Genomic DNA, 13,256 nt, shown 5'->3' with positions numbered 1-13,256 from the left:
CCACCACGCGCGCCCGGCCACCTGACTCCACCGGTTCGCCGGGGGCTCCGGATACCGGCCGGAGCCCCCGGCTCCCCGGCGCGGTCCGTCCGTACGGGCGAACCGTCCATGGGCAGGCGCCTCGACTCCTCGGGCCCTCAGTGCCTCGGCCTCTCAGCGCCTCGGCCTCTCAGCGCCTCAGCGCCTCAGTGCCTCAGTGCCTCAGCGAAGGCTGTCGAGGCGCGGGCCGTCCGGCCACGGGTCGTCGAGGCGCAGCGGCGACACCCGTACCGTGCGGCGCGGCCATGCGTCGGGCAGGGCGCCCAGCAGGGCCGCCGCCGTGAACATCGCGTAGTGCCCGGCCTCCGGCCACGGGCCGGCCCAGCCGAGCCGGCCCTGGTGGTGCTCGGCGAAGGCGTTGCAGCAGAGCCAGGCGGCCAGGCCGATCAGCGGTGCGGCCGCCGGCCGGGAGCGGCGGCCGACCAGGCCGCACAGCACCAGGTAGCCGAGGTACGGCAGCGGGCCGGAGTGCAGTTCACCGAGCGCCCCGAGCCCGAGGGCCAGCACTCCCCCGGTGAGCAGCGCCACCGTGCCCGCGGCGCCGGCCGGGAGCCGTTCCAGCACGGGGTGGTAGCGGGTGCCGCCGGGCCGGGCCGCGTACATCCGCACCGCGGACTACCGCTTCGCCGCGAGGAGTTCGGGCACCGGGCCGGCCGACAGGTGCCAGCGGGCGCGACGGTGCGCCGATTCCAGCCGGTGCAGGTCGTGCAGCAGTTCGGGCACCGGGACGGTCAGCACCGGGCAGGTGGCCCGCCGGGCGCAGCGGTCGGGCACCGCACGACGCAGCCGGCGGCGCAGCGGGCCACCGCTGCGGCCGAGGACCAGCAGGTCGTCCGGCCGGTCGGCGATGTGCAGCAGGGCGGGGACGGTCTCGCCGCGGACGACCACCGGGTGCAGCGGCACGCCGGGGTCGGCGCCGCCGAAGGCCGCGTCGAGGGCGTCCCGCAGGCGTCGTTCGGCGGTCTCGCGGACGGCGGCGAGCAGCGGTGGGCAGGGCGAGCGCCGGTAGCCGAGTTCGCCGCCGGGCGGCTCCCAGGCGAGCACCGGCACCAGGGCGGCGCCGCGCTCGCGGGCCTCGGCGACGCCGCGGTGCAGTGCCGCGAGGCTCCCCAGCGACCCGCTGACGCCGACCACCACCCGGGGTGCCGCGCCGTCCTCGTACCGCCCGTTGCCGTGCATGTTCCGTCCTCGTGTGGTCGCGTTCTCCGTCGCCCTCCACCCAACCGCCGCGGTGGGGTTGACCTGGCCCCCTTGACGGCTTCCTGATGCCCCGGGCGGTGTTCCGAACGCTCTCCATACGCGGCCCGCCGGGTGCCGCACCATCCCCTCCTCACCCGTTCGGCCTATTCAGCAGGCGAAGATCACCGCCGGATGGGTGGATGGAGGCGGCCCTCGACGATCCGGCCGAACGCCACGAACGTCCAGGAGCAGGCCCTTCGCGACCGGGTCGCCGGCGAGTGCGCGCCGCCACCGGTCCTCGCCGCCCTGGTCCAGGGCGGCGAGGAGGCCGCCGTCCGCGCTCACGCCGAGCAGCCGGCCGCCGTCGCCGCCCCGAATCCCGTGCTGGGCGCGGGTGGGCTGACCCCACACTCCGAGCCCGACCCGTACCAGGCACTGGCGGAGAAGGTGTGCCGACGCCGCTACGGCATCTGAGAATCCCGCGCTCCGGCGAGCGGGACGGGCGGCACGCCTGTCAGCGTCCCGGTCAGCACTGGCTCAGTCCGGGTGCCGGGTCCTGGCCGGTGTACACGTTGGAGGCCGGGACGTTGCCCCAGGCGCCGTTGTCGAGCTGGGTCCAGTACCAGATGTCGTTGCCGCCCGGGTTCTGCTCACCGTGCCCCCAGCACACGAACCAGTTGTAGTCGGTGTTCAATGTGCCCCGGACAATCGAACGGTAGCTGCGGTCCGCGTATCCCTTCGCACCGACCGAGTTGCCGCAGTGCAGCCGGCTGTCCGATTGGACACCGCAAGCGGCGGCGGACGCGGGGGAGCCCATCGCGGCCGTGCCTGCGGCCAACGCGGCGGTCATGGCCAGGACGGCGATCTTCCTGCGGACGTTCATGTGTACTCCTTTGCGGTTGACAGTGCTTGACGCTGGCGGTGCCCTGCGAGAGTAGGCCAACGATTCGGTCTCACTCTCGAATAGTGATCGAATGCCCATAGTTGGCAGATTCCGTTTTTTGATCGCCCTTTTGTCACTCGCATCAGGCGCATTCGGGATCGAACTTGACCGTTCATTTCTGTTTGCCCTCCCCCTGCGAAGACCCCATCACACGGGCCGTCCCATCCCGGGGCGGCCTGGTCCGGACGGACCCGGTTCCGGGCAGAGAGGGCGCCGTTCGGCCATTCCGTGTGATTCGGCGGACACGTTCAGTAGCGGGCTGTGAGCGCCCGGCCGGGCCCATACCCGCTACGCCGCCTTCGGCCTCGTGCGCGCCGGAGGGAAGGGCGGGCGCCACCGGCGGGCGGGTCCGGGGCGTGCGGGAGGCCGGTCACCGGACCTCCCGCACGCCCCGGACCCGTTTCATGACGTGGATGGTGCTATCGTCAGTAGCACCATGTTGCTGAAGCTGGACATCGGGGACACCCGACCACTGCACGAACAGGTCGCCGGCGCGATCAGACGAGCCGTCGCCGAGGGCGAGTGCGCCCCCGGGGACAAACTGCCCCCGGCCCGGGAGCTCTCCCTGGCCCTGGGGGTGAACACCAACACCGTCCTGCGCGGGCTGCGCACGCTGCGCGACGAGGGGGTGCTGGAGTTCCGCCGGGGCCGCGGCATCACGATCGCGACCGGAGCCGACATCCGGTCCGAACTGGTCGACCGGGTAAGGGCGTTGGTCGAGGACGCGGCCCGGGCCGGCTACAGCAGGAACGATCTCGTGGACATGATCAGGGGGGTCTCGTGACGGACGAGGGGACGACCACGACGAAGGCGGCGGCGCGACCGGCGCACCGCGGCGGAGTCTGGGCCGGGGCGGCCTGGGCGGTCGGGGTACTGGCACTGCTGATCGCGCTGCCGCTCACGGCGCGCCACCGGCTGCCCGACCCGCTGGCCACCCACTGGGGCGGACGGGAACCGAACGGCTCCATGTCGCTGACGGCCGCCACGCTCTTCCCGGCGGCGTTCTGGCTGGTCCTGGTGCTGGTCGCACTGGTGCTGCGGCGGTTCCGGACCGACCAGGCGCCCGGGGCGGCGGCGGCCACCCTGGCCGCCGGCGGGACACTGCTGACAGGGGCGCAGGCCTCCATCGTGCACGCCAACCTGGACCGCGCCCGCTGGCAGGACGCCGCGCCGATGGGCGTCGAGGTGGTCCTGATCCTGCTGGCCACCGGCGTGGCCGGGCTGCTGGCCCTGCTGGCGAGCCGCCGCCACGGCGGACGGCCCGGGCCGCGCCCGGCGACCGGGACACCGGTGCTGGAGGTCCCGCCGGGCGAGCGGATCGTCTGGCTCTCCCAGGCCGCCAACCCGTGGCTGCAGCTGGCCTCTGCGGTGCTCGGGCTGGTCGCGGTGGCGGGGGCGCTGGCCGCCGTCAGCGGGGTGGTCGCCGTGGGCGGGCCGCTGGTGCTGCTGCTCGCCGTACCGGCCCTCGCCATGCTCCTCTGCTCCTCGGTGCGAGTACGGGTGACCGACCGCGGCCTGACCGTCGGCTTCGGCCCGTTCGGCCGGCCCGCCCGCCGCTGGTCCCCCGCCGAGCTGGAGTCCGCCCGCGTCGAGCGGCGCACCGCCGGGCAGGCGGGCGGCTGGGGCTACCGGATCAACGGGCTCGGCACCACCGTGATGCTGCGCGGGGGCGACTGCCTGGTGGTCCGCAACCGTCGGGGCGCCGACTTCGCGGTCAGCGTCGACGACGCCGAGCGCGGGGCCGCCCTGCTCAACGCGGTGATCGCGCGCGGCCGCCAGTCCGTCGGCTGAACCGCCTTCCCGGCGGAGCCACCGGCGGCCCGGTCACCACGACCGGGCCGCCCTGCCGTTCTCCCGGCCGCTGCCACTCGCCGCACCGCCGCACCGCCGCCCGGCCGCACCGCCGTCACGGCTCGTCACGACTCCCCGGCGCGCAGTTCGGTGCCGATCTGCCGCCGGCCCGCGACCAGCGTCTCCAGCACCACCCCGAGGCAGGCCACCAGCGCCAGGCCCGCCGTGGGCCACAGCACCGGCAGCACCGCCGGGTCCAGGGCCTGCCCGGCCTTGACGCCGACCAGGGTGGAGACGTCGAAGGCCGGCCCGAGCAGGAGGGCCGCCAGCGCCGCGACCAGTCCGCCGCCGAGGGCCGCCACCAGCGTCCGCGGCAGCGACTCGGCGACGATCAGCGCCAGGCCCTGCCGGGGCCGCAGCCCCATGGTGCGCAGCCGGGCGAGCACGGCCGCCCTGCTGGGCGCGGCCCGCAGCAGCGTCAGCAGGACGGCGAGCACGGCGAATCCGGCACTGGCGGGTGCCGCGTACCAGAACAGCCGCCCGGCGGCCTGCTGGAGCGGGTCGTCGGCGAGCTGTGCGGCGTACTCGCGGCTGCTGCCCACCCGGTAGGCGGGCGGCAGTCCGTGGCTGCCCCGGCCGGCCGCCTCGGCCTCCTCCGCGATCAGCTTGTCGAGGCCGGTCGGCTCGACCAGGCCCCGCTCCAGCAGGAGCGACCTGATCCGCTCGGGGTCGAGGCCGTCGCCGACGGCCAGCCACTCGTTCCACCGGCCGAGCTCCGGCAGGCGTTCCACCGCGGGGCCGCTGGGCACCACGACGAACGGCAGCTCCGGGGCCGGCACGGCCGGGGTCGCGGTGACGATCCCGGCGACGGTGGTGCGCAGTTCGCTCGCGGTGGACAGGTGGAGCGTCGGCGCGCCGGCGGCCAGGCGGGCGGCCAGGTCGCGGCTGAACAGCGCGGGTACCGGGGTGTCCGGGCCGCCGGGGGCGGCGGCGAGCTTCGCCGGGTCGAAGCCGCCGACCCCGAGGGTGCGGGCGATCTCGGCGTAGGCGGTCGGCTCGGCGACCACCAGGGTCACCTTGGTGTAGTCGTTGGGGCCGGCGCCGACGAACCGGGCGTCCGGATCCACCCGGACCGCGGTCGCGCTCCGGGCCTCCGGGAGTTCGCCCACGGCCTGGAGGAAGGGTGCCGTCAGGGTCGCGTAGCCCGGGACGGAGACGGCGACGTCACCGCCGGTCGCGATCCGCGCGGCGCGCAGCCGGCCGGCGTCCACCGAGTGCAGCAGGGTGGCGCCGAAGCCGGTCGCGGTGACGGCGATCAGCAGGGCGAGCAGCGGCAGGGCCGAGGGCCGGCGGCGGCCGGTGCCGTCCCGGGCGGCCCGGGCGAGGCCCAGGAAGCCGACCAGGCCCCGGCCCCGGCCGACCAGCGCGGCCAGCCGGCCGATCACCACCGGCTCGATCCTCGCCAGCAGCAGCCCGCCGGCGACGGCCAGCAGCAGCGGCGCTCCCACCAGCAGCGGGTCCACGCCCGGGCCGGTGTGGCCGACACCGCGCCGACGGACCTCGGCCACCGCCACGGCGGTGACGGCCAGCAGGGCGACTTCGCCGATCGCCCGGCGCCAGCGGGCGGCCGGCCGGGGCCGCGACCGGAGCAGGGCGGCGCGGGCCGGGAAGGCGAGCAGGGCGAGCAGGGTCGCGGCGAGGCCGGCCGTCACCGCGAGGCCCCAGCGCGGGGTGGGCAGCAGCACCAGGGCGAGCACCGCCCCGAGCGCGGCGGCGGGCAGCACCGTCACCGCGCCCTCCCCGAGCAGTCGCAGCAGCACTCCGCCGCGCGAGGCGCCGCGGGCCCGGAGCAGGTGGAGCTCGGCGGCGCGCCGGTCGGTGCCGAGCGCGGCGGCCAGGCACAGCACGACCACGGCGACGCCCGCGACGCCGGCCGGGCCGATCGCGCTCAGCGCCATCGCGGCCCGGTAGCGCTCGGCCGCGCCGGTCAGGACCTCGGGCAGCGTGGAGACGGTCCGCAGGCCGACGCGCCCGGTCTCTGCGGCCAGGTCCACGGCGTTCGGCCCGGACAGGAAGGGCAGGAGGTCGGCGCGGGTCCGTTCGAGCCGGTCGGCGCGCAGCGGGGCGGGGTCGACGGACAGCCGCCAGAAGGCCTGGACGGACGGGCTCCAGGCGGTCAGCGCGCCCAGGCTGCCGCTGTCGACGAAGCCGGTGGCCCCCAGCCAGTTGCCGTGCTCGATGTCGATGTTCAGGCAGGGGCGGTCCGGGCAGCCGATGCCGGTCCAGAACGGGTCCAGCGGGTCGTCGACCCGGAAGAGGCCGGTCACCACGCTGGTGCGCCTGCTGTCGGGGCCGGTGCTGCCGTTGTCGACGACGTCGCCGACCTTCATGCCGATCGCCTCGGCGGCCGTGCTGCTCACCATCACCGGCATCGGCGCCCCGGGGGCGGCGGGGCCCGGGAGGCTGCCGTCGGTGAGGGTCACCCGGTCGGCGAGGCCGGCCAGGTGGACCAGGGAGAGCCGGGGCGGGGCGCTGTGGCTCACCCGGTGGTAGCCCGGGTTGTACATCTCGACGGGCCCGGTCACGGCGCCGTGCGCCATGACCGACGGGGACAGCGCCACCTTCGCGCCCACGCGCGCGACGAGCTGCCGGTCGAGGGCGTCGAGGTCGGCGGCGGTGTCGGTCGGCCGGGCCTTGTCGGAGAAGTGCAGGCTGGTCGCGTGGATGCCCTTGTGGCGCACGTAGTCCCGCAGCGCCGCGTCCGCGCCCCGGTCAGTGACGCGGGGGACGGCCACGGTCAGCAGGACGGTGACGAAGGCGAGCGCCGCCGTCAGCAGGGCGGCCGCCGGGTTCGCGCGCAGCCGGGTGCGGACCCAGCGCGCCGGGCGGTGGGCGGCGCCGGGGGCACCGGCCTTGGTGGTCATGGCTCCTCCACGGGCGCAGCGGGACGGCGGCCGCCGACCGGCCGCGGCTGGACACATCGCGCGCACCGGCGCACGGATCACCGTTGCGGGGGATCGTCGGCTTCCGGCCGCCGGACAGCGGACGATGCTGTCAGATCCGATCGCCTATCGGAAGGGAATCGTACCGATCAATTCAGGCTCGGCCAGGCGTGCTTGGCCTGGTGGGAGCCGCACTCCCGCACTTCCGCCGGGGAGTTGAACCCGCCCCGCCCGTACGGCCGTGGTGAATGGTGACCAGAGGGTCTCCGGACGGTCAATGGGGGTGTAAACCGCTCAAATCGGTGGTGCTTCGAACGTCGATGCGGGTACACAAGCTGACGGTCGCTCAGGTGCGTGGCGGCGCCCGTCCGACGCCGCCACGCCCGCCCCCGCGACCGCAGGACCAGCGGGCCCGCGGGCCCGTACGGAAGGCTAGGAGGCGCCCGTGGCTCACGACGCGCGCACACAGGACTCCCCCGCCGCCCGGCGGAGCATCCAGGACATTCGGACCATCGCGATCCTGCGCCTCGGCGTCGGCCTGATCGGCATCCTGCTGCCACCGGCCCTGCCGTTCGGCAACTGGTTGGCCGCCGTGGTGACGGGGCGCAGCACCGACGGCTTCTGGCCGGTCTCGATGAGCGCCTCGTACTACACCGACACCCGGAACCTCTTCGTCGGCGCGCTGTGCGCACTCGGGGTGTTCCTGATCTGCTACCGCTTCGACCGCCGGGACGACCGCTGGAGCACGGCGGCCGGGTTCTTCGCCCTCGGGGTCGCGCTGTGCCCGACGTACTCCGGCCACGGGTCCGGCGTCCAGCGCGCCGTCGGGGTGCTCCACCTGGTCTTCGCCGGCCTGCTGTTCGTCATGCTGGCGCTGTTCTGCCTCTACTCCTTCCGCAACTCCCGCTCCACCCAGCCGGCCCGGGTGGGCACGGCCTACCTGGTGGCCGGGGTGGTCATCCTGGCCGCCCTGGCGCTCTCCGTCCTGGCCGGGGCGACGGGCGTCGGCTCCACCTGGTCGGTGCACCCGCTGTACCTCGGCGAGTGGGTGGCGACCTGGGCCTTCGGCATCGCCTGGACGGGCGCAGCGCTCGAACTCGCGACGCACGGCCGGGGCGGGACCGGCACCGGCGCCGTCACACTCCCCCGGCAGCCCGGCGCCGCGCGGGAGCCCGGCCTCCCGGAGGCACAGGCCTGATGCATCGTCAATTCAACGTCAATGGGCACCCGTTACCATCCGCACCACGGCCCGCCGGTACGGCGGCCGGTGGCGGGTGCCCAGCGACGGGAGAGCGGACATGGCGAACGAGATCCGGACGAAGCACGGTCCGTACGAGGATCCCCGGGCGGTGGACCTGCGGACGGACGTTCCGCACGCGGCCCGGGTCTACGACTACCTCATCGGCGGCACGACCAACTTCGAGGCGGACCGGATCGCGGCACACGCCTCGGTGCGGGCCTGGCCGTCGCTGCCGGTCTCGATGCGCACCACCCGCGAGTTCATGCGTCGCTCGGTGCGCCGGCTCGCCGAGCAGTACGGCGTACGGCAGTTCCTGCCGGAGTCGATCATCGGCAACCCCCGGCTGCGCGAGGTGCTCGACCTCGCGCGGCCGGTGGCGCTGTCGCTGATCGCGATGGTCCACTTCGTGCCGGACGAGCAGGACCCCCAGGGCATCGTGCGCCGCCTCATGGACGCGCTGGCGCCCGGCAGCTTCCTCGCCCTGACCGTCTTCACCGGGGACACCGACCCGGTGGGCGTCGGCGGCGTCGGCCGCGAGTACAACGCGCGCGGCATCCCGCTCCAGATCCGCGACAGGGCGGAGACGGAGGCCTTCTTCACGGGCTACGAGCTGCTCGACCCGGGGGTCGCCCTGGTTCACCGCTGGTGGCCGGAGGCCGGTGTGGCCCCCGTTCGGGACCGGGACATCGCGATGTACGCGGGCGTGGCGGTCAAGCGCTGAGCCCGGGGCGGCCCGGTCGGTCGGGCGCGGTCAGCCGGGCACGGAGACCAGGCCCGCCTCGTAGGCCAGGATGACCAGCTGCACCCGGTCCCGGGCGTCGAGCTTGGCCAGCAGCCTGGTCATGTAGGTCTTGACGGTCGCGACGCTGAGCACCAGTTCGGCGGCGATCTCGGTGTTGGACAGGCCCCGGCCGACCAGAGTGAGGATCTCCCGCTCGCGCCCGGTGATCGCCGCCAGCCGCCGCTCGGCAGCGGCAGTGGCGGCGGTGGCGGTGGCGGCGGACCCGGCGCGGCCGCCGGACCGGGCCGGAGCCCCGGCGGCCCCGGACCACGGCGGGCGGCCCCCGGCGAACGCCCCGATCAGCCGCCGGGTGACGCTCGGCGCGATCAGCGCGTCCCCGGCGGCGACCACCCGCACCGCGCCGAGGATGTCGTCCAGCGCCATGTCCTTGACCAGGAAGCCGGAGGCCCCGGCGTGCAGCGCCGCGTACACGTGCTCGTCCTCGTCGAAGGTGGTGAGCACCACCACCCTGGTCGGGCCGCCGTCGGCGGTGACCAGGCGGGTCGCCTCGATGCCGTCCATGCCCGGCATCCGGATGTCCATCACCACGACGTCCGGGCGCAGTTCGGCGGCCAGGCGGACGGCCTCCGTCCCGCTGCCCGCCTCGCCGACCACCTCGACATCGGCCGTCTCGGTGATCACCATCTCCAGCGCGGCGCGCACCAGCGGCTGGTCGTCGGCCAGCACCACCCGGATCACGCGCCCGCCTCCCCGACCGCGGAACCCTGAGCCGGCACCGACACCGGAACCGGCGCCGACACCGGGACCGACGCCGGCACCGGGACGGGCAGCCTGGCGGCCACCCGGAAGCCTCCCCCGGGCAGCGGCCCGGCCTCGAACTCGCCGCGCAGCAGGGCGGCCCGCTCCCGCAGCCCGGCCAGCCCGAACCCGCCGCCGGGCCCCTGGCCACGGCCCCGGCCCCGGTCGGTGACCTCCACGGACAGCTCCCCCGGCGTCCGCTGGTCCACCACGACCACACAGGCACCGACGCCCGCGTGCCGCACCACGTTGGTGACCGACTCCTGGACGATCCGGAAGGCCGCCAGGTCGACCTCGGGCGGCAGCGGCAGCGGCCCGCCGCGCCTCCGCACCTCCACCCGCACCCCCGCGGCGGTGGTCGCCGCGGCCAGCCGGTCGAGGTCGGCCAGCCCGTGCGGCACCGACGCCGGGACCCCGCCGTCGGCCCTGCGCAGCGCGACCAGCATCCGGCGCAGCGCCGCCAGGGTGTCCCGCCCGGCCGCCTCGATCTCGCCCAGCGCCTGCTTGGCCCGCTCCGGCCGACGGTCGATCACCCGGCGGGCGGCGCCGGCCTGGAGGGCGACGATGCCGAGGCTGTGCGCGACGGTGTCGTGCATCTCGCGGGCGATCCGCAGCCGTTCGGCGGTGACGGCCTCCTCGGCCGCCCGGGCGCCGAGCGCCTCGGCGTGCTCCCGGCTCTGCCGCGCCGAACGGCCGACCAGCCAGGCGACCAGGGCGAGCAGCGCGGCGCCGTCGGCCGAGCCGATGTGGGTGCCGGTGAAGATGCCCACCGTGTCGCCGTGCACCAGTCCGATGTGCAGCACCAGGAAGGCCATGACGAGCGCGACCGCGGCCCGGGAGCTGCGCCGCGGCCGGGTGGCGGTGATCAGGCAGAGCGCGGTGTCCACCGCGAGCAGCGCGCCGGGCGGCACCTGGGCGCCACCGGACCAGCCGTCGGTCTCGGTGAACGCGGCGATCAGCAGCAGCACGACGGAGAGCACCGGCAGCCGGCGCACCAGCGCCGCGCCCGCGAAGGCCACCACCGTGTCGGCCAGGGTGAACGCCCAGCCGCCGTGGGCGGCGGCGCCGGGGTGCTGGGAGGCCTCGCCGCCGAGCCGGACGGCGGGGTAGCCGGCGGCCACGCACCAGGCGAGGCCGACCCACACCTCGGGCGGGACGCGCCGGAGCAGTGGCGGGGAGGGGGTCGAGGGCATGGTTCACGATCGTAACGACGGTCCGCGGGCCCGTCATCCAGCCGTGGTTGTACGGCTCCGGGTGGCCTCCGGTGTCGACGCCGGTCCGATGCGGCCGCCCGGCGCCCCCGGGCACCGTGGACCCCATGATCGAAGTCACCGAACTGACGAAGCGCTACGGCCGCGGCCGCCGGGTGCGCACCGCCGTCGACCACCTCTCCTTCACCGTCCGGCCCGGGCGGGTCACCGGCTTCCTCGGCCCCAACGGCGCCGGCAAGTCCACCACCCTGCGGCTGGTCCTCGGCCTGGGAGACCCGACCTCCGGCTCCGTCACCGTCGACGGCCGGCCCTTCCGCGGCAGGCCGCGCGGCCTGCGGCACGCCGGCGCGCTGCTCGACGCGGGCGACGCCCACGGCGGGCGCACCGGCCGGGCCCAACTCCTGGCACTGGCCCGGGCCAACGCGATCCCCGCCGCACGGGTCGAGGAGGTGCTGGCGGAGGTCGGCCTCGGGGAGGCGGCCGGACGCCGGATCCGCGGCTACTCGCTCGGCATGCGCCAGCGGCTCGGCATCGCCGGCGCGCTGCTCGGCGACCCGCCGGTGCTGCTGTTCGACGAGCCGCTCAACGGGCTGGACCCGGAGGGCGTGCTCTGGGTGCGCGGACTGTTCCGCCGACTCGCCCGTGAGGGTCGGACGGTGTTCGTCTCCAGCCACATGATGGCCGAGATGGAGCACACCGCCGACCACCTCGTGGTGGTCGGGCGGGGCCGGCTACTCGCCGACGAGAGCCTCGCGGAGTTCTCCGCCCGGGCCGGACGGGCCCGGCAGGACGGGCCGGGCGGGCGGACCGGCGGGGCCGGGCGAGCCGGCGTCACCGTCCGGGCCGCCGAACCCGACCGGCTGGCGGCCGTGTTGACGGCGGCCGGCGCCACCGTCCGGCCCGGCCCGGACGGCGCCCTCGCGGTGAGCGGCATGGACGCCACCCGGATCGGCGAACTCGCCCTGGAGCAGCGCCTGTTGCTGCACGCCCTGACCACCCGGGGCGCCTCCCTGGAGGAGGCGTTCATGGACCTGACCGCCGACAGCGTCGAGTACCCCGCCGGAGAACCCCGTTGAGCACCGCGCCCGCCACCCCCGCACCCGCCGGCACCGTTCCCGCCGGCACCGCCACCGAGCCGCGCGCCCGCTTCGGCGATCTACTGGCCGCCGAGTGGCTCAAGTTCTGGTCGCTGCGCTCCGTCCCCTGGGTGCTCGGCCTCAGCGCGGCGGCGATCGTCGCCGCGAACCTCAAGTCCGCGCTCTACACCCGCGACCACTCCACACCCGGCGAGGGGGATCCGGCGAGCATGGCGCAGATCGCGCTGTACGACGCGTTCGGCACCGCCTCCGCGGACATCCTGATGCTGGTCGCGGGCGGCCTCGGCGCGCTCGTCATCGCCGGCGAGTACGCCACCGGGCTGATCCGCACCACCCTGGCGGCCGTGCCCGACCGGCGCGCGGTGATCGCCGCCAAGGCCTGCGTCCTGACCGCGGTGCTGTTCGGCTACGGGGTGCTCACCGTCGGCCTCTCCTTCGGCGTCGGCCAGGCGATCCTCTCCGAGGTCGGCATCGGACAGTCCCTCACCGACCCGGCCGCGCTGCGGTACGTCGCGGCGGCGGTCCTGTTCGGCCCGGTCTGCGCGCTGGTCGGGCTCGGTATCGGCACCCTGGTCCGGCACGGCGCGGGCGCCGCGGTGGCCACCGTCGCGGTGCTGTTCTTCGTCCCGTCGCTGGTCACCGAGCGCTACCGGTGGAGCGCCGACCTGCTGCACGCCCTGCCGCTGCCCGCCTGGCAGCGCCTGGCCCGCACCACCCTGGCGGGCCTGCGCCCGACCGAGTACCCGGCCACCGTCGCGGGCGCCTGGGTCACCTACGCGCTGTGGTCGCTGGCCTCGGTGGCCGTCGCGGCGGTCGCGATCCACCACCGGGACCACTGACGGCACCGGAACGGTCCGCGCCGGAGCCGTCACCGGAGCCCGCCCTCGCCGAGGCCCTCACCGAGGGCGGCCCGGCCCCGGAACGGTCCGCCCTCAGAACGCCGCGATGCTCCCCGGCGCCCGCTCGGCGCGGCTGAGCGCCCGCGGCACCGCCTCCGGGCCGTGCCGCCAGCCGGTCAGCCGGTCAGCCCGGTCAGCCCGGTCAGCAGGACGATCACCGACTCGTAGACCTCCCCGGGGAGTCGGGGCCGGCCACCCCGACGCCGACCGTCAGGTCGTCGCCGTGAACGGCCAGTTCCATCGTCCGGGTGGCCAGCAGGTCGTCGAGGGTCAGGGCCCACGGCCCCCAGAACGGCGGACGGGCCGGTGACGCCGCCGACCTCGATCGGCGCGGTGGTGCGGCGGATGGTGGCCTCGTCGTCGCCGAGCGGGATG

The 13,256-nt window shown here is 75.8% G+C and carries 13 protein-coding genes and 1 pseudogene; 7 read left to right on the top strand and 7 right to left on the bottom strand.

Going from position 1 to position 13,256, the window contains the following annotated elements:
* Positions 1-201: 201 nt before the first annotated feature.
* Both ACWD4P_RS27645 and ACWD4P_RS27640 read right to left on the bottom strand, forming a co-directional pair.
* On the bottom strand, positions 202-648 hold the full coding sequence (locus ACWD4P_RS27645; protein ID WP_449781473.1) for a hypothetical protein: 447 nt from the start codon (positions 646-648) through the stop codon (positions 202-204).
* A 6-nt stretch (positions 649-654) separates the two neighbouring features.
* On the bottom strand, positions 655-1,218 hold the full coding sequence (locus ACWD4P_RS27640) for a universal stress protein (RefSeq protein ID WP_449781472.1): 564 nt from the start codon (positions 1,216-1,218) through the stop codon (positions 655-657).
* A gap of 192 nt (positions 1,219-1,410) precedes the next feature.
* Here ACWD4P_RS27640 and ACWD4P_RS27635 point away from each other — a divergent pair, with 192 nt between their 5' ends.
* The gene (locus ACWD4P_RS27635) at positions 1,411-1,692 is read left to right on the top strand and encodes a hypothetical protein (protein WP_359829091.1); all 282 of its coding nucleotides are present in this window, start codon (positions 1,411-1,413) and stop codon (positions 1,690-1,692) included.
* A 52-nt stretch (positions 1,693-1,744) separates the two neighbouring features.
* Here the strand turns inward: ACWD4P_RS27635 and ACWD4P_RS27630 are convergent, their stop codons facing one another.
* Positions 1,745-2,101 carry a hypothetical protein gene (locus ACWD4P_RS27630; RefSeq protein ID WP_449781471.1) on the bottom strand — a complete coding sequence of 119 codons (357 nt, stop codon included), beginning with the start codon at positions 2,099-2,101 and terminating at the stop codon, positions 1,745-1,747.
* A 496-nt stretch (positions 2,102-2,597) separates the two neighbouring features.
* Here ACWD4P_RS27630 and ACWD4P_RS27625 point away from each other — a divergent pair, with 496 nt between their 5' ends.
* Together ACWD4P_RS27625 and ACWD4P_RS27620 are read left to right on the top strand one after the other, a co-directional pair.
* A complete protein-coding gene (locus ACWD4P_RS27625) occupies positions 2,598-2,945 on the top strand; it encodes a GntR family transcriptional regulator (protein WP_449781470.1) in 348 nt (115 codons plus the stop codon).
* Positions 2,942-3,952, top strand: a complete 1,011-nt coding sequence (locus tag ACWD4P_RS27620; protein WP_449781469.1) for a DUF1648 domain-containing protein — start codon at positions 2,942-2,944, stop codon at positions 3,950-3,952. The genes ACWD4P_RS27625 and ACWD4P_RS27620 overlap by 4 nt, the downstream gene beginning before the upstream one ends.
* A 125-nt stretch (positions 3,953-4,077) precedes the next feature.
* Here the strand turns inward: ACWD4P_RS27620 and ACWD4P_RS27615 are convergent, their stop codons facing one another.
* The gene (locus tag ACWD4P_RS27615; protein ID WP_449781468.1) at positions 4,078-6,876 is read right to left on the bottom strand and encodes a hypothetical protein; all 2,799 of its coding nucleotides are present in this window, start codon (positions 6,874-6,876) and stop codon (positions 4,078-4,080) included.
* A 463-nt stretch (positions 6,877-7,339) separates the two neighbouring features.
* On the opposite strand from ACWD4P_RS27615, the gene ACWD4P_RS27610 reads away from it, so the two are divergent.
* Positions 7,340-8,092, top strand: a complete 753-nt coding sequence (locus tag ACWD4P_RS27610; protein WP_449781467.1) for a hypothetical protein — start codon at positions 7,340-7,342, stop codon at positions 8,090-8,092.
* A gap of 100 nt (positions 8,093-8,192) precedes the next feature.
* A complete protein-coding gene (locus tag ACWD4P_RS27605) occupies positions 8,193-8,855 on the top strand; it encodes an SAM-dependent methyltransferase (RefSeq protein WP_449781466.1) in 663 nt (220 codons plus the stop codon).
* 30 nt (positions 8,856-8,885) lie between these two features.
* Here ACWD4P_RS27605 and ACWD4P_RS27600 read toward each other — a convergent pair whose 3' ends face one another.
* Positions 8,886-9,605, bottom strand: a complete 720-nt coding sequence (locus tag ACWD4P_RS27600; RefSeq protein ID WP_449781492.1) for a response regulator — start codon at positions 9,603-9,605, stop codon at positions 8,886-8,888.
* Positions 9,606-9,610: 5 nt separating this feature from the next.
* Positions 9,611-10,867 carry a sensor histidine kinase gene (locus ACWD4P_RS27595; RefSeq protein ID WP_449781465.1) on the bottom strand — a complete coding sequence of 419 codons (1,257 nt, stop codon included), beginning with the start codon at positions 10,865-10,867 and terminating at the stop codon, positions 9,611-9,613.
* Between the two features lie 125 nt (positions 10,868-10,992).
* Between ACWD4P_RS27595 and ACWD4P_RS27590 the strand changes: the two genes are divergently transcribed.
* Entirely contained in the window at positions 10,993-11,961 is a 969-nt protein-coding gene (locus ACWD4P_RS27590) for an ABC transporter ATP-binding protein (RefSeq protein WP_449781464.1), read from the top strand.
* A complete protein-coding gene (locus ACWD4P_RS27585; RefSeq protein WP_449781463.1) occupies positions 11,958-12,821 on the top strand; it encodes an ABC transporter permease in 864 nt (287 codons plus the stop codon). The genes ACWD4P_RS27590 and ACWD4P_RS27585 overlap by 4 nt, the downstream gene beginning before the upstream one ends.
* 176 nt (positions 12,822-12,997) lie before the next feature.
* On the opposite strand, the pseudogene ACWD4P_RS27580 reads toward ACWD4P_RS27585, so the two are convergent.
* Positions 12,998-13,256: pseudogene (locus tag ACWD4P_RS27580) on the bottom strand (hypothetical protein); the annotation flags it as partial.

The sequence above is a fragment of the Kitasatospora sp. NPDC002543 genome (assembly GCF_053594915.1).
The sequence above is the reverse complement of the archived record's forward strand: the minus strand, read 5'-3'. Positions and strand labels throughout refer to the sequence as shown.